This window comes from Streptomyces sp. NRRL S-87 (assembly GCF_000719335.1).
Taxonomy (GTDB): Bacteria; Actinomycetota; Actinomycetes; order Streptomycetales; family Streptomycetaceae; genus Streptomyces.
This window is the reverse complement of the sequence record NZ_JOGB01000016.1, coordinates 32700-48175: the sequence shown is the minus strand read 5'-3', so window position 1 is coordinate 48175 and position 15476 is coordinate 32700. Positions and strand designations below refer to the sequence as shown.

Here is a 15476-nt window from a genome sequence, read left to right as displayed (position 1 = left end):
AGGAGCTCACGGTCGGGCGGTGGGCCCCCGGTGCCGGTCGGCGGCCGGCGCCGCCCGGGCGCGCAGCCAGGCGTGCGCCGCCTCCGCGTCGAACGACGCCTGTCCGCCCGCGAACAGCAGGTCGGCGGCCGCGAACGCCGGGTCGGCCGCCGCCCCGTACGGCACCGCCAGGCAGGCCATCCCGGCCGCGTGCGCCGCACGTACGCCGGGTGCGGAGTCCTCCACCACCACGCAGTCCGCCGCTGTGGCCCCGAGCCGTCGCGCCGCCTCCAGGAACACGTCCGGTGCCGGCTTGCCGTGCGGCACCTCCTCGGCCGACACCGTCACCGGCAGCAGCCTCGCCAGCCCCGTCCCGGCCAGCACGGCGTCGATGGCCTCCCGCGACGACCCCGATGCCACCGCCATCGGCACGCCGTCCGCGTGCAGCCGCTCCACGAGCCCGCGCATCTCCGCGTAGACCTCGGTCGAGCGGCCGGCGAGCTCCAGGTAAGCGGCGTTCTGCTCGTCCAGCAGCGTCGCCACCGGCGCCTCGATCCCGTACCGCTCCCGCAGGACCGCCAGCGTCTCCCGCGTGCCGACCCCGATGAAGGCCGCGTGCTGCTCCCAGGTGAAGTCGGGGACCCCGTGCCGCGCCAGGGTCCGGCAGCCGGACTCGTAGTAGTTCGGCTCGCTGTCCACGAGGGTGCCGTCGAGATCGAATATGACGGATAGCATCCGCAGCACCCGTTCTGCCGGTTCTGTTCCTGTCCCCCCAAGGATGTCAGGGTCTGCGGCTCCATCCGGCCCGCGGCCCGTACGGTGGTGCCGTACCCGCACCCGTGCCCGTACCCGGGCCGGCCGGCCGGACGTCAGGGCGTCCGGGCGGCCCTGCCCACGGACTCGACCAGCGGCAGCAGCCGGTGCGCCACCCGCTCCCGCAGTGCCACCTCCGTGCGCGTGCGCACCACGCCCGGCATCCGGATCAGCCGCTGGATGACGTCCTCCAGGTGCGCGTTGTCCCGGGCCGCCACCCTGGTGAGCAGGTCGCCGCCGCCCGTGATGGAGTGCGCCTCGATGATCTCCGGTACGGCCGCCAGCGCGTCCCCCACCTCGTCCAGGTGGCCCTGCGTCACCTCGACGTGCACGAACGCCAGCACCGGGTGCCCCAGTGCCGCCGGGGACAGCACCGGACCGGTGCCCGTGATCACCCCCGTCCGCTCCAACCGGTCCAGCCGTGCCTGGAGCGTCCCCCGGGCGATCCCGAGGATGCGGGCGTACTCGCGCACGCTGGTGCGCGGCTGCTCGATCAGCAGGCGCAGGATGCGCGTGTCGAGTTCGTCCACCGCCATGGTCCACCGGCCTCTACTGGAGCGAATGGTGCACCCCAAACGATACCGATGGCCCAGGCGTCGGGCCTGAAACATCCCTTCCGGCCTAAAAGCACCCCTCGCGCCCTCTGCTCCCCGGCCGTCGCCGGACCTTGCCGCAACCTTGGCCCCCGCTTTGCCGACCGAGGACCGGCCCGGAGCTACGGTCCCGGCCATGCCCCCACACCCCCGCGCCACCCCGCTGCCGGTGCTGCCGTACCGCAAGCCCACCCGAGGCCGTGACTTCTGGGTCCTCGACGACGTCCTCCCCGACCCGGACGCCGTCCGCGCCCGCATCCTCCAGCGCGACGACTGGACCGAGGGCTACCCGCACAAGCCGGAGGCCTGGCCGGGCCTGCGCACCATGCCCGGCCTCGAACCCGACGAGCTCGCCCACGTCGAACGGCTGGTCCGCCGGGCCACCGGCGCGGCGGAGATCTGGCCCGAACGCCCCGCCGGCGGCGGCACCTTCAACCACAACTGCGTCCAGGTCGTCGGCGCCGGCGAGTGCGAGTCCCGTCCGCACACCGACTCCCGCACCCTGTGCCGCTACGCCGCGGTCCTCTACCTCAACCCGACCGTGCCCAAGCAGTGCGGCACCAGCTTCTACCGCCAGTCCCTGCCCGGCGGCCGACTCGGCGGCAACCAGGTGCTGGCCCCGCACAACACCCTCGTCGACGCCCTCGGCACCCGCTTCGTCGCCCCGGACTCCTTCGTCGAGGACGTGGTGGTCCCGCACCGCTACAACCGGCTGCTGCTGTACTCGGCCAACCTGATCCACAGCGCCACGGGCTACTGGGGTGAGACGCTCGCGGACAAGCGCATGACCGCCGTGTTCTTCTGGATGGCCTGACGGCCTGACGGCCTGAGAGAAGAAGACCGGTCCCGGCGCCCCCCGTGGGTGCCGGAACCGGTCGGTCCCGCGCGGCGGCCGTACCGGCCGCCGGTGGTGGCTCAGCCCTTGATCGCCACGATCTTCTTCGTCCGCAGGTCGGCCTGGACGTGCACCTTCGAGGTGCTGCTGCCGCTGCGGTTCCAGGTCAGGGTGATCGTCGCGTTGGCCTTGCCCATGCCGTTGCCGTCCGAGGTCACCTTCCACTTCAGCGGCACGTTCTGGGCGCGCAGCACGCCGTCGGCGTGGTTGTGGTCCTCCCACGTCTTCAGGCTGCGCTGCAGGGACTTCGAGAGGTAGAAGGAGCGCAGCTGGTTCGCGAGGCGGCCGTTGTCGCTGTGGTCGTACACCGCGTCGATGTAGGCACCGTAGAAGTCCGCGATGCGGTTGAAAGCGCCCTCGGGGCTGCCGGACACCGAAGGGGCGGCGGCCGCGGCGGCGACCGGTGCGGCCGCCACCGGCTCGGCCAGGGTGGTCGTCGTGGCCTGACGGGGACCGTCGGCCTGCGAGGTCGCCACGAGCGCGAGCGTCAGGGCGGCGGCAGCGGCGGTGGCCGTGGCGGCGGTGCGGGTGGTGAGGAGCTTGGGCATCTGCGGTAGGAACCTTCCCCGTTCGGTCGTGCGGTGGCAGACGGTCACTGCCACTGCACTCACCGACGGGCTCCGGTGCCCGTCCGGTTCCCCACCCGACCGGAGATTTCCAGCCAATCGTGAAAGGTCACCTAGGCGTCGGTGTCCCTGGGCCGACGGCCGAACTGCTCGTCCAGGACGGACAGCCGGCGCCAGTACTCGTCCTCGTCGATCTCGCCGGAGGCGAAGCGGCGGCCCAGCATCGCGATGGGGGAGTGCTCCCCGTGCGCCGCCCGGGCCTGCCACGGCCCGCCCCGCCGGCCGCGCCACACGGTGCGGCGCAGGACGGTGAGGGTGCCGATGACGACGGCCGCCCAGATCAGCGGGAAGAACAGGATCCACGGGCCGGGCCCGGCGTAGGCCAGCGTGTTCATGAGGGTCATCTCCTCGGGGAGTCGGTGGTCTCTGTGGCTCCCTTCGAGAGTCGCGCCCGCGGCGCCCCGGGTCGTCGTACGGCCGGCGGCACCCGGGGTACCACCGGGGGAGTACGCCCGGCCGCGAGGAGCGCCCAGGTCAGTCCAGCCAGCCCGGCCGCACCAGCCCCGACTCGTAGGCCAGGACCACCAACTGCGCCCGGTCCCGGGCGCCGAGCTTGACCATCGCCCGGCTGACGTGGGTCTTCGCGGTGAGGGGGCTGACGACCAGACGCCGGGCGATCTCCTCGTTCGACAGCCCCAGGCCCACGAGCGCCATGACCTCCCGCTCCCGCTCGGTCAGCCGGTCCAGCTCCGCCGCCGGTCCCGGCTCGCGGGACCGGGCCGCGAACTCGGCGATCAGGCGCCGCGTCACGCCTGGGGAGAGCAGCGCGTCCCCCCGGTGCACGGCCCGCACCGCGCGCAGCAGCTCGGCCGGCTCGGTGTCCTTGACGAGGAATCCGGAGGCTCCGGCGCGCAGCGCGTCGAAGACGTACTCGTCCAGCTCGAAGGTGGTCAGCACCACCACGCGGACCGACGCGAGCGCCGGGTCCGAGGTGATCCGCCGGGTCGCGCCCAGGCCGTCGAGCACCGGCATCCGCACGTCCATCAGGACGATGTCGGGCCGCAGCTCCCCGGCCAGCCGCACCGCCTCCGCCCCGTCCCCGGCCTCGCCCGCGACCTCGATGTCGTCCTGGGCGTCCAGCAGCGCCCGGAACCCGGCCCGGACCAGCAGCTGGTCGTCGGCGAGCAGTACCCGGATCACGCCCCGTCCCTCCTCGTGTCCTGCGGGAGCGGCAGCACCGCCCGCACGGCGAATCCGCCCGTGGGCCGCGGACCGGCCTCGATCGTGCCGCCCAGGGCCGCCGCCCGCTCCCGCATCCCGGTCAGCCCGGTGCCGCTGCCGCCGGCGTCCCCACCGGTCGCCGGGCCGTCGTCGGCCACGGTCAGCTCCAGCGCGTCGCGCGTGCGCACGACGCGCACACGCGCCGTGCGGGCGGCGGAGTGGCGCACGACGTTGGTCAGCGCCTCCTGGACGATCCGGAAGGCGGCGAGATCCGCCCCCGGCGGCAGTGCCCCGCCCTGTGCCCCGGTCCGCTCGACCTCGACGGTGAGGCCGGCCGCCGCGGCCTGCTCGACCAGCTCCGGCAGCCGGTCCAGGCCCGGTGCGGGCGCCCGGGGGGCCGCTCCCGGGGTGCGCAGGGCGTCCAGCACCTGGCGCACCTCGCCGAGGGCCTCCTTGCTGGCGGCCTTGATCGTGGTCAGTGCCGTACGGGCCTGCTCCGGGTCCGCGTCGAGCAGCGCCAGCCCGACGCCGGCCTGGACGTTGATCACGGAGATGCTGTGCGCGAGGACGTCGTGCAGCTCGCGGGCGATCCGCAGCCGCTCCCGGTCCGCCCGGCGCCGGGCTGCCGCGGCCCGCTCGGTCCGCTCCCGGGCCCGCCGCTCCCGTCGTACGCGCACCAGCTCGGCCGCGGCGAACAGCGCGACCACCCACGCGACCGTCCCGAACTCCCCGGTCCAGGGGCGGGGGCCGTCCCCGGCGGGCGGCAGCCGGCGGTACAGCCAGTGCGCGATCGCCAGGTGCCCCGCCCAGAGCAGGCCGACCGCGGTCCAGGCGGCGTACCGGTGGCCCGCGGCCACGGCGCTGAGGGCCGCGACCGCGACGGCGACGAAGACCGGGCCGTACGGGTAGCCCAGCGCGAGGTACGCCAGCGTCACGGCGCACACCGCGAAGACGACCGCGACGGGGCGCCGGTTCCGCCACAGCAGCAGCGCCGGCCCGAGGGCCAGCAGCACGCGCGCGGCGGCGTCGAGGGGGCGGGCGTCGGGCTGGACGTGTGCGGCCCAGGTCGACCCCAGTTCGGCCGCCACGGCCACCACCACGGCCGTCCGGACGTCCGCCCCCGCCGCCCCGGGTGCCCCGCCCCGCCGTCCCCGCCGACGCCGGCCGTCCGTCCCGTCGTGCTCCGCGCCGTTCGGCCGCTGGTCCTCCATGCGGCCACGCTAGACCGGGCCCGCGGGTCCGGTCGTCACCCGAGCGACGTGATCACCCCTACTCCCGCGGGAGTACGGGGACGCGCCGGGCGCGGGGGAGCGCGGGCGGGGGGCGTTCGGAACGGGGCTGCGGATACCGTGCAAAAGGGCCGGTACGTACGCCGGGGCGGCCGTTGGCTCCTGCATGGCTCAGTTGGGCGCCATCCCGGTGGGCCATTGGTACCGGTCGGCCCGGTCGAGTTGAGCCACCACCCCTTTAGGTGTTTATCCTTGGCCTATCCATGCATCAGGCGGCGCCGCAGCGCCGGACGGCAACGGCGCCTCCGGACCGCGGCGCTTTCGTCGTGCCTCCGCGCCCCCACCACCCCCGGGCGGCCGGCCGCGCGGCGACCAGCACGACGAGGGGGCGGCCGACCGCCGTGAAGAGGATGTTCGTGGCACCCGATCCGGGACACCTGAGACTGCGCACCGCGGCCCGCGCGGTGCTCGGCGTCGGCCTCGCCGTGGCCGTCGCCGAACTGGCCGGCCTCTCCCTCACCGCCTCCATCACCGGAGGCCTGGCGGCCCTGCTCGCCCTCTTCACCGTCGCCGACGCCTCCGTCCGCGCCCAGGCGCGCACCACGGCACTGCTCCCGGTCGCCGGATTCCCCGTGCTGGCCCTGGCCACCGCGCTGCACGGGGTGCCGCTCGCCCGCGACGCGGCCTTCGTCGCCGTCGTCTTCGGCGGGGTGTACGCCCGCCGCTGGGGCCCGCGCGGACACGCGCTCGGGATCTTCGCGTTCATGAACTTCTTCGTCACCCAGTTCCTGCACGCCCTCCCCGGCCAGCTGCCCGAGCTCTATGCGGCCGTCGGCCTCGCCCTCGCCTCGGCCGCCCTGGTCCGCTTCGCGCTGTGGCCCCTCGAACGCCGCACCCCGCCCGCCCCGGTCCCGGCCCCGCTGCCCGGCCGGGGCCTGGCCCGCCCCACCACCCGGCAGGCGGTGCAGGCCACCGTCGCCTGCGCGCTCGCCCTCGGCGTGGGACAGGTGCTCTCCCAGGACCGCTGGTACTGGGCCGTCGGCACCGCCTGGTGGGTCTTCGTCAACACCACCTCGCGCGGCGAGACCCTGGTACGCGGCTTCCGCCGGGTGCTCGGCACCGTGATCGGCATCGCGATCGGCCTGCTCGTGGCCATCCCGCTGCACGGCGCCCCCGCCCCGACCGCCGTCCTGGTCGCCCTGTGCGTCTTCGGGATCTTCTACACCGCACCCGTCTCGTACTCGTGGATGATGCTCGCGGTGACGGTGATGGCAGGACTGCTCTACGGCCTGCTCGGCGTCCTCCACCCGGGCCTGCTGGTGCTGCGCCTGGAGCAGACCGCCGTCGGCGCGGGCGCCGCCTGCCTCGCCGTGGTGCTGCTCCTCCCCGTCACCACCCACACCACCAACCAGCTCTGGATCGAACGCGCCCTGCGCAGCGTGCACGCCGCCACCGCCGAGGCGATCGCCCGGCTCGCCGGCGACGCGACCGCCGACCCCGCCCCGCACGCCGCGGAGCTGGAACTGCTGCTGGGCCGGGTGCGGATGGCCCTGGCGCCGCTGGTCCACCCGCTGAGCCCGTTCCGGGGCCGCAAGGCCCGGGCCCGGCAGGTCATCGCCCTGCTCGACGAGTGCGCCCGGGAGGTGCGCGGGCTGGCGGCGGTGGCCGCCGACCCCGAGGCCGGGCACGACGAGCGGCTGGCCGCCGCGTGCTGGCGGGTCGAGGGCGCGGTCGAGGCCCTGACCGCCCGGGAGAACGCCGCCCACGAGGCCCGCGGCCGCGCCGCCCGGGCCACCGCCGCGCCGAAGGCCCCGGCGACCGCGACCGTCCCGGCCGCCCGCACCGCCCCCGACGCCGTGCCGGCAGCCGTCCCGGCCGCCCGCACCGCCGCAGACGCGGGCCCGGAAGTCGTTCCGGCAGCCGTCCCGACCCCGCGGGCCGCAGCCGCCCCCACCACCCCGCCCGGCGTCCCCGCCCTCGCCCACCTGCACGGCCTGGAGCGCCTGCTCACCGAGCTCGACGCCCCGCTACGGGTCACTCCCACCCGGCTGCTGACCCCGCGCTGACGCGCCGATCCGCACCCGACCCGGGCCGCCGTGCACGACGTACGGCGGCCCGGTGCCGTAACGGGACGCGGACCCTCACCCCGGCGAGCCCTCCGCCCCGGTGAGGTGGCGCCACAGGAAGGTGTGGGTCAGGGCCTCGTTCCACGCCGTCTGCTCGTGGTCGGTCGCCCCGCCGTGCCCACCGCCCAGGTGCTCGTGGAACAGCACCCGGTGGCCCAGCTCGCGCAGGCGGGCGGCCATCTTCCGCGCGTGCCCCGGGTGCACCCGGTCGTCCCGCGTCGAGGTGAGCAGCAGCAGCGGCGGGTACGCCGCCTCCGCCACCGCGTTGTGGTAGGGCGACAGCTCCGCCAGGTGCGGCCGGTCCGCCGGATCGTCGGGGTCCCCGTACTCGGCCGTCCACGAGGCCCCGGCCAGCAGCCTGTGGAAGCGCAGCATGTCCAGCAGCGGCACGGAGGCCACCACGGCCCCGAACAGCTCCGGGTGCCGCACCAGCATCGCGCCCATCAGCAGCCCGCCGTTGCTGCCGCCCTCGATGCCGAGGCGGTCCGCCGTCGTGACGCCCCGCTCCACCAGGTCCCGGGCCACGGCCGCGAAGTCCTCGAAGGCCCGCGGCCGGTTCGCGCCGAGCGCCGCCCGGTGCCAGGCCGGGCCGTACTCGCGACCGCCCCGGATGTTGGCCACCACGTACGTGCCGCCGCGGGCCAGCCACGCCCGCCCGGTCACCGCGCTGTAGTACGGCAGCTGCGAGACCTCGAAGCCGCCGTATCCGTACAGCAGGGTGGGCGCGGGGCCGCTGCCCTCGGGCCCGACCACGAAGTACGGCACCCGCGTGCCGTCGGCCGAGACCGCGAAGTGCTGCCGTACGGACAGCCCGGAGGCGTCGAAGAGCTCGGGCGCCCGCTTCAGCTCCTCGACGACCGCCGTGCCGTCCGGTCCGAGCTCGCCCCGCACCAGCGTCGCCGGCTGCAGGAAGCCCGTCACGGTCAGGAAGTACTCGTCGCCCTCGTACGGGTCGGTGTCCGTGACGGAGGCGGTGACCAGCGGCGGCAGCTGTGCCATCGGCCGGCGGGACCAGCCGTCCGGGCCCGGGGTGAGGACCTCCAGCCGGCTGGAGACGTCGGCCAGGGACCGCACGATCACGTGGTTGCGGGTCCAGCTGTGCCCGGCCAGCGCCGTGCTCGCGTCGGGCGTGAACAGCACCTCCGCCGCCCGCCCGCCGGCCAGGAAGTCCTCGAAACCGAAGACGAGCAGGCTGCCCGCCGGGTGGCCCAGCCAGGGCGACTTCGGCACCACGACGAGCCACTCGCGGTGCGCGTAGGCCGCCGCGTCCTCGGGCACCTCGATCAGGCGCGGCCCGTCCGCGGTGAGAAGGAACAGCTCACTGCGCCAGAAGTCGACGGAGCGCACCACGAAGTCCCGCTCGAAGCCGGGCGTGTCGTCCCGCCAGCCGGTCACCGACAGGTCCGCGGGCGCCACCTCGTGGACGAGCTCCGCCGCCGCGAGCGGGGTGCCGCGCCGCCAGCGGCGCACCTGGCGCGGGTAGCCGGACTCGGTCAGCGTCCCGGGGCCCAGGTCGGTGCCGACGTACACCGTGTCCGCGTCGATCCAGTCGATCCGGGTCTTGGCCTCGGGCACCTCGAAGCCGCCCGCCACGAACCGCTTCGTCGCCAGGTCGAACTCGCGCACCACGCAGGCGTCCGCCCCGTCCCGGGAGAGCAGCACGAGCGCCTGCCGGTACTCCGGGTACAGCACCCGGGCGCCGGCCCACACCCACTTCTCGCCCTCCGCCGCGGCCAGCGCGTCGACGTCGAGGAGCACCTCCCACTCGGGTTCGTCCTTGCGGTACTCGTCCAGGCCGGTGCGCCGCCACACCCCGCGGAGGTGGTCGGCGTCCTGCCAGAAGTTGTACAGGTGGCCGCCGCGCCGGGTGACGTACGGAATCCGGCCGGTGTCGTCGAGGACGTCCCGCACCTCCTCCCGCAGCGCCCCGAACACAGGATCGCCGGTCAGGGCCGCGACCGTCTCCGAGTTGCGGTCCCGTACCCATTCCAGGGCGGCCTCGCCCCGTACCTCTTCCAGCCACAGCCAGGCGTCAGCGTCATCAGCGGTATCCGTCACCCCGCTATTCTCGGGCCTCGCCGGGCCGCGCGTCCCGGCCTGCCGCCACGGAGCTCGCCATGGCGTCCGTACCGGAGCCGGCCGTCCGCGCTCGCGTCAGCCCGGCGTCCGGTGGGGAACCCGCCAGGGTACGCGCCGCAGGGCTCCGAGGAGGCCCGTGGGCGTGGACACCACCTGTGCGCGTGAATCCGCGTGACCCACGGCCCGGCCTTGACCTGCGGCATGTACAACGGGTGCTTGTTCACAGCACATTCATCCGGCACGTACAGGGTGGATCTGGCCGGACAGGGGGTAACCGCCCGGAATGGAAACAGTGCAGCTGCACTCGACGGTCGCTCAGATGTGGGCAGCGGCCGAGGAGTTCATCCGGCTCCACCACCGGGAGAACCCGGAGGAGGGGAGCCCCTTCAAGCGTCTCGCCGTCGTCCGCGACGAGATCGAGACCACCGGCACCTACCGGCACACGGCGCGGGAGCTGGAGCACGGCGCCCGCGTCGCCTGGCGCAACGCCAACCGCTGCATAGGGCGCCTCTACTGGAACTCGCTGCGCGTGCGTGACCGCCGGGACCTCACCGGCGCGGACGACATAGCCGCCGAGTGCGTCGAGCACCTGCGCGAGGCCGGCAACGGCGGCCGCATCCGGCCCACCATCACCGTCTTCGCCCCGGACACGCCCGACCGGCCCGGCCCGGTCATCTGGAACGAGCAGCTCATCCGGTACGCCGGCTACGGCTCCGAGGGCGGGATGCCCCAGGGGGACCCGCGCAACGCGGCCTTCACGGAGGCCGTGGGCCGGCTCGGCTGGCCGGGCGGCCCCGGCACCCCCTTCGACGTCCTGCCGCTGGTGGTGCAGGGCTGCGACGACAAGCCCCGCTGGTTCGAACTCCCCGCGGACGCGGTCCTCGAAGTGCCCATCGAGCACCCGGAGGACGAGAGCTGGGCCGACTGGGGGCTGCGCTGGCACGCCGTTCCCGCCATCTCCAACATGACGCTGGAGATCGGCGGCGTCCGCTACCCGGCGGCGCCCTTCAACGGCTGGTACATGGGTACCGAGATCGGCGCCCGCAACCTCGGCGACACCGACCGGTACAACCTGCTGCCGGCCGTGGCCCGCAGGCTCGGGCTCGACACCTCCAGCGACCGGTCGCTGTGGAAGGACCGCGCGCTCGTGGAGCTCAACCGGGCCGTGCTGCACTCCTTCGACCAGGTCGGGGCCACCATCACCGACCACCACACCGAGTCCCAGCGGTTCCTCGCGCACATCGACCGCGAGGAGCGGCACGGCCGCGAGGTGGGTGCCGACTGGTCGTGGATCGTGCCGCCGCTGTCCGGCTCGGCCACGCCGGTCTTCCACCGCACGTACGACGACACGGAGCGCACCCCCGCGTACGTGCACGACCCGGCGGCCCGCGACCGCGCCCAGGGCATCGGGCTGGTCCAGGACGACGTGGTGCACGACGGTGCCGTGGAGGACGACGTCCTCGCGCGGGCCGACGTCGCCGCGCGGGCCGACGACCTGCTCCTGGCCCGCTGCCCGGTCCAGGGCCACGGCCACGGACTGCTGTAGCGCCCCTCTTGGTCTAGACCTGCTACGGTCGGCGGGTGCGCGCATACATCGGATCGTTCACCTCGGCCGGCGGCCGCGGCATCACCACCGCGGCCGTCGACCCCGCGACCGGAAAGCTCACCCCGCTGGCGACCACGGCCCCCGTCCCCGACCCGTCCTTCCTCGCGCTCGACCCCGACGGCGCGGTGCTGTACGCGGTGAGCGAGACCGGGGCGGGTGCCGTAGCCGCCTTCGGGCTCGGCCCCGACGGGCCGAGCCCGCTCGGCGATCCGTGCCCGGTGGGCGGCTCGGGCCCCACGCACCTGTGCGTGACGGGGGAGTGGCTGGCCACGGCCCACTACACGTCGGGCGGCGTCAGCACGCTGCGCCGGGCGGCCGACGGCCGGCCCACCGGGCCGGCGAGCGTCCTCGCGCACGAGGGCTCGGGCCCCGACCCGGAGCGGCAACGCGCCCCGCACGCCCACCAGGTCGTCCCCGCCCCCGACGGCCGGTGGCTGCTCAGCGTGGACCTCGGCACCGACTCGGTGCGCGTGTGCGCGCTCGACCCGGGGACGGGCGCACCGCGGCTGCACGCGGAGGCCCGGTTGCGGCCCGGCAGCGGGCCCCGCCACCTGGCCTTCCATCCTGAGGGCCGGTACGCGTACGTGGTCAACGAGCTCGCGCCCACCCTCAGCGTGTGCCGCTGGGACGCGGCCGCCGGCACGCTGACCCTCCTCGACGAGGTGCCGGTGGCCCCCGAGGAGGCGTCGGAGTACGTACGCGGCTACCCCTCCGCGGTGGTCGCCTCGCCCGACGGGCGGTTCGTCTGGACGGCCGTCCGCGGCCACGACACGATCGGCGTCCTCGCACTGGCCGACGGAGGCGCGGCGGCGGTGCTCACCGCGAGCGTCGACTGCGGCGGCGTCTGGCCCCGCGACCTGGCCCTGGATCCGACGGGCCGTCGCCTGTACGCGGCCAACGAGCGCTCGGGGGACGTCACTTGGTTCGACCTGGACGAGGACACCGGCGTGCCCGTGGAGGCCGGCCGCATCGCGGTCCCGGCGGCCACCTGCGTGGTCTTCGGCTGAGGCCGGGCGCCCCCTGCCGGCGCCGGCGACGCCACCGGGCGCCGGGTGGGCTGACGACTGGCCGACCGGCGGACGGGTTGGCCGGCGGCCGGGTCGGCCGGCGGACAGGTCGACCGGCTGCCGGCTGACCGTCCCGGCGTGGGCGGATCGGGTTCGGGGCGCCGTTCCGGGGCGCGGCGTACGGGGGGCGCGGCGACCCGGACGCGCGAGGGCCCGCCGTCCCCGGACCGGGGGCGGCGGGCCCTGCTGCGGACGAACGGGAAGGTCAGCGCACCGGGGCGCCCTGCGCCGGCTGCGGGATGCCCAGCGCGGCCGCGTACTGGGCCACGGCGAGCTTGCCCAGCGCCGGGTACGCGCCCAGCGGCTCGGCGGTGGCGCAGTCGGCCTCCTTGCAGGCCGTGTCCAGCAGCCCCTCGGCGGCCTCCGGCCCGATCAGGTACGGGGCAAGCGCCAGGTTGAGCGAGCCGGAGCCGCGCAGCTGGTCGGCGACCGCGGCCACCGATCCCTCCTGGTCGAGCGCGGCGGCGATCACGGGCACCGCGAGGCGGGCGGCCAGCAGCATGCCGGTGATGCCGGCGGCCTGCACGGCCTCCTCGCCGCCCACCGTGCCGAGGATGATGCCGTCGGCGGCGGTCGCGACGGTGAACAGCCGCGCGCGGTCCGCGCGGGCCAGGCCCGCCTCGGACAGCCGCACGTGCAGGCCCTCGGCGAGCAGCGGGTGCGGGCCGAGCACGTCGGCCAGCTCCACGGCGGCGGAGCTGTCCATGAGCGCCTGCTTGATCCGGCGCAGCAGCGCGCCGTCGGGGCCCGCCAGCAGCGGCACGACCACGGCGGCCGGACCCTCCGACGGGGCCACCTCCTGGCCGGCGGCGCGGGCGAACTCGGCACGGGCCGCGCGCTCGGCCGCGATGGCGGTCAGCAGGGCCGTCAGCGTCGGGAACTCGGTGCCCTCGGTGTCCTCGCCGTCCAGGTAGCCGATCCGGGCGTCGAGGCCCGGCAGCTCGGAGCGGGCGATGCTCAGGGTCTCCTCCGCCAGCTGGCGCGTGGCGACCGAGGGGGTGCCGGGCACCGCGAGCACCAGTGCGGGTGCACCCTCGGGGGCCACCGCCGGCTCGGGGCGGCGGTGCCGCCCGGTCTGGCGGGGACGCGGCATTCGTACAGGCAGGCCAGCGGGCCCAGTGGGGGAGCTCATGGCGCCGCATGCTACTGGTTTTCCGGGACCGGCTGTTCGGGCAGGGCCCGGTCGGGCGGCATCTGTCCGCATTTATCCGATGAAGATTCGATACCGTCAACTCACGCTCGGCGCACACCACTCCACGGTGCGTGTCCGCCCGGCGGGTTCCGGTCCTGCGGTGGCCGAGACCCGTCGGGCCGGCCGGAGCGGGTTCGGAAGCAAGGTCATTGCGCCAGTAGAGTGACCGTCGTGGCAGCTCAACCCCTGAACGAACTGGTCGAGCCCGGCTGGGCGCAGGCGCTCGCCCCGGTGGCCGGGCGCATCGCGGCGATGGGCGACTTCCTGCGTACGGAGATCGCCGCGGGCCGCAGCTACCTGCCGGCCGGGCGGCACATCCTGCGGGCCTTCCAGCAGCCCTTCGCCGACGTGCGCGTCCTCATCGTCGGCCAGGACCCGTACCCCACCCCGGGCATGGCCGTCGGGCACAGCTTCGCCGTGTCGCCCGACGTGCGGCAGCTGCCCGGGAGCCTGGAGAACATCTTCCGCGAGCTCGGCCAGGACCTCGGTCTGCCCCGCCCCGCCAACGGCGACCTGACCCCCTGGACCCGGCAGGGCGTGCTGCTGCTCAACAGGGCGCTGACCACCGCCCCGCGCAAGCCCGGCGCGCACCGCGGAAAGGGCTGGGAGGAGGTCACCGAGCAGGCGATCCGCGCCCTCGCGGCCCGGGGCACGCCGCTCGTGTCGGTGCTGTGGGGGCGCGACGCCCGCAACCTCCGCCCGTTCCTCGGGGACTACCCGGCCATCGAGTCCGCGCACCCGTCGCCCATGTCCGCCGACCGCGGCTTCTTCGGCTCGCGCCCCTTCAGCCGCGTGAACGACCTGCTCGCCCGCCAGGGGGCCGAGCCGGTCGACTGGCGACTGCCCTAGCCGGCCGCCGGCGGGGCGCGGGTCAGGTCAGGACGGCCGCCCGCACGCACAGCACGTCCGGCAGGTGGGACAGCAACGGGTGCCAGCTGTCCCCGTCGTCGGCGGAGGCGTACACCTCCCCGTTGCGGTTCCCGAAGTAGATGCCCGCCGGGTCCGCGTCGTCGGTGCACAGCGCGTCCCGCAGCACCGTGCCGTAGTGCGCCGACTCCGGCAGGCCCGCCGTGAGCGGCTCCCAGCTCGCCCCGGCGTCCCCGGTACGGAAGACCCGGCAGCGGCGCCCCGCCGGCACCCGGTCGGAGTCCGCGTTGAGCGGGAACACGTACGCCGTGTCGGCGCGGTGCGGGTGGGCGGCGACCGGGAAGCCGAAGTCCGAGGGCAGCCCCGCCCCGATCGCGGTCCAACTGCCACCGGCGTCGTCGCTGCGGAAGACGCCCCAGTGGTTCTGCAGGTACAGCCTGTCGAGGTCCACGGCGTCCTGGGCGATCTTGTGCACGCACTGCCCGAACTCGGGGTTCGGGTCCGGCAGGAACACCGCCGAGACCCCCTTGTTGGACGGGTCCCAGTGGGCCCCGCCGTCCGTGGAGCGGAACACGCCCGCCGTGGAGACCGCCACCGTCAGGGCGTTCGCGTCGCGCGGGTCCGTCACGATCGTGTGCAGGCCCTCACCGCCGCCGCCCGGCACCCACTTGTCCCGCGTCGGATGCTCCCACAGGGCTCTGACCAGCTCGAACGTTTCGCCGCGGTCCTCCGAGCGGAACAGCGCGGCCGGCTCCGTGCCGGCGTATACGACCTCCGGCGCGGCCGACCCGGCCGGGTGCAGCTGCCAGACCCGCTCCAACGAGGCTCCGGTGTCCTTCGGGAACGCCACCGCGGGCCGGGGCGGTTCGGTCCAGGTGGCGCCCAGGTCGTCCGAGCGGAACACCGAGGGCCCCCAGTGCGAGCTCACCGCGCCCACCAGCAGCCGCGGCACGGGCCCGCGCCGGTCCACGGCCACCGCGTACACGGACTCGGCGGGGAAGTGGGGGCCGTCGAACTCCCACGTCCCGGCCCGCCGTCGGCCGACGAACAGGCCCTTCCTCGTGCCCACGGTGAGCAGTACCTCGGTCATGGCCGGCACCTCCGACGTCGCGGCCGTCCCGGTCCGGACCCGTGCCGGACGCGGCCCTTTCGACCCACTGTGCACCCGCCCGCCCGCCGTGGCCCCCCGGCGCGACCGCTGCCCGCGCAAGATTCTCGTAACTGAACGCCAGATGACGATCGC

At 75.3% G+C, this 15476-nt stretch carries 14 protein-coding genes; 5 read left to right on the top strand and 9 right to left on the bottom strand.

What is annotated here, in order from left to right:
* Positions 1 to 6: 6 nt before the first annotated feature.
* Together IF43_RS0112385 and IF43_RS0112380 are read right to left on the bottom strand one after the other, a co-directional pair.
* The gene (locus tag IF43_RS0112385) at positions 7 to 714 is read right to left on the bottom strand and encodes an HAD family phosphatase (RefSeq protein WP_030198428.1); all 708 of its coding nucleotides are present in this window, start codon (positions 712 to 714) and stop codon (positions 7 to 9) included.
* A gap of 134 nt (positions 715 to 848) precedes the next feature.
* Entirely contained in the window at positions 849 to 1328 is a 480-nt protein-coding gene (locus IF43_RS0112380; protein WP_030198425.1) for an Lrp/AsnC family transcriptional regulator, read from the bottom strand.
* Between the two features lie 193 nt (positions 1329 to 1521).
* Between IF43_RS0112380 and IF43_RS0112375 the strand changes: the two genes are divergently transcribed.
* A complete protein-coding gene (locus IF43_RS0112375) occupies positions 1522 to 2199 on the top strand; it encodes a DUF6445 family protein (RefSeq protein ID WP_030198422.1) in 678 nt (225 codons plus the stop codon).
* A gap of 101 nt (positions 2200 to 2300) precedes the next feature.
* On the opposite strand, the gene IF43_RS0112370 is transcribed toward IF43_RS0112375, so the two are convergent.
* The 4 genes from IF43_RS0112370 to IF43_RS0112355 form a co-directional block, all read right to left on the bottom strand.
* The gene (locus tag IF43_RS0112370; RefSeq protein ID WP_030198419.1) at positions 2301 to 2828 is read right to left on the bottom strand and encodes a hypothetical protein; all 528 of its coding nucleotides are present in this window, start codon (positions 2826 to 2828) and stop codon (positions 2301 to 2303) included.
* Positions 2829 to 2959: 131 nt separating this feature from the next.
* Positions 2960 to 3241, bottom strand: coding sequence for an SHOCT domain-containing protein (locus IF43_RS0112365; RefSeq protein ID WP_030198415.1), 282 nt, complete (start codon positions 3239 to 3241; stop codon positions 2960 to 2962).
* A gap of 139 nt (positions 3242 to 3380) precedes the next feature.
* Positions 3381 to 4046 (bottom strand): response regulator transcription factor, encoded by a 666-nt coding sequence (locus tag IF43_RS0112360; RefSeq protein ID WP_030198403.1) that lies wholly within the window; start codon positions 4044 to 4046, stop codon positions 3381 to 3383.
* On the bottom strand, positions 4043 to 5278 hold the full coding sequence (locus IF43_RS0112355; protein ID WP_030198400.1) for a sensor histidine kinase: 1236 nt from the start codon (positions 5276 to 5278) through the stop codon (positions 4043 to 4045). The genes IF43_RS0112360 and IF43_RS0112355 overlap by 4 nt, the downstream gene beginning before the upstream one ends.
* 428 nt (positions 5279 to 5706) lie before the next feature.
* Between IF43_RS0112355 and IF43_RS0112350 the strand changes: the two genes are divergently transcribed.
* Positions 5707 to 7362, top strand: coding sequence for an FUSC family protein (locus IF43_RS0112350; RefSeq protein ID WP_037888261.1), 1656 nt, complete (start codon positions 5707 to 5709; stop codon positions 7360 to 7362).
* A gap of 75 nt (positions 7363 to 7437) precedes the next feature.
* On the opposite strand, the gene IF43_RS0112345 is transcribed toward IF43_RS0112350, so the two are convergent.
* Positions 7438 to 9480 (bottom strand): prolyl oligopeptidase family protein, encoded by a 2043-nt coding sequence (locus IF43_RS0112345; RefSeq protein WP_030198392.1) that lies wholly within the window; start codon positions 9478 to 9480, stop codon positions 7438 to 7440.
* A 304-nt stretch (positions 9481 to 9784) separates the two neighbouring features.
* On the opposite strand from IF43_RS0112345, the gene IF43_RS0112340 reads away from it, so the two are divergent.
* Both IF43_RS0112340 and IF43_RS0112335 read left to right on the top strand, forming a co-directional pair.
* On the top strand, positions 9785 to 11047 hold the full coding sequence (locus IF43_RS0112340; protein ID WP_078910105.1) for a nitric oxide synthase oxygenase: 1263 nt from the start codon (positions 9785 to 9787) through the stop codon (positions 11045 to 11047).
* Positions 11048 to 11082: 35 nt separating this feature from the next.
* Positions 11083 to 12114, top strand: coding sequence for a lactonase family protein (locus IF43_RS0112335; protein ID WP_030198385.1), 1032 nt, complete (start codon positions 11083 to 11085; stop codon positions 12112 to 12114).
* Positions 12115 to 12379: 265 nt separating this feature from the next.
* Here IF43_RS0112335 and IF43_RS0112330 read toward each other — a convergent pair whose 3' ends face one another.
* On the bottom strand, positions 12380 to 13306 hold the full coding sequence (locus IF43_RS0112330; RefSeq protein ID WP_030198382.1) for a sirohydrochlorin chelatase: 927 nt from the start codon (positions 13304 to 13306) through the stop codon (positions 12380 to 12382).
* A gap of 231 nt (positions 13307 to 13537) precedes the next feature.
* Between IF43_RS0112330 and IF43_RS0112325 the strand changes: the two genes are divergently transcribed.
* A complete protein-coding gene (locus IF43_RS0112325; protein ID WP_030198377.1) occupies positions 13538 to 14215 on the top strand; it encodes a uracil-DNA glycosylase in 678 nt (225 codons plus the stop codon).
* A gap of 22 nt (positions 14216 to 14237) precedes the next feature.
* Here the strand turns inward: IF43_RS0112325 and IF43_RS0112320 are convergent, their stop codons facing one another.
* Entirely contained in the window at positions 14238 to 15323 is a 1086-nt protein-coding gene (locus IF43_RS0112320; protein WP_030198374.1) for a sialidase family protein, read from the bottom strand.
* Between the last annotated feature and the right edge of the window lie 153 nt (positions 15324 to 15476).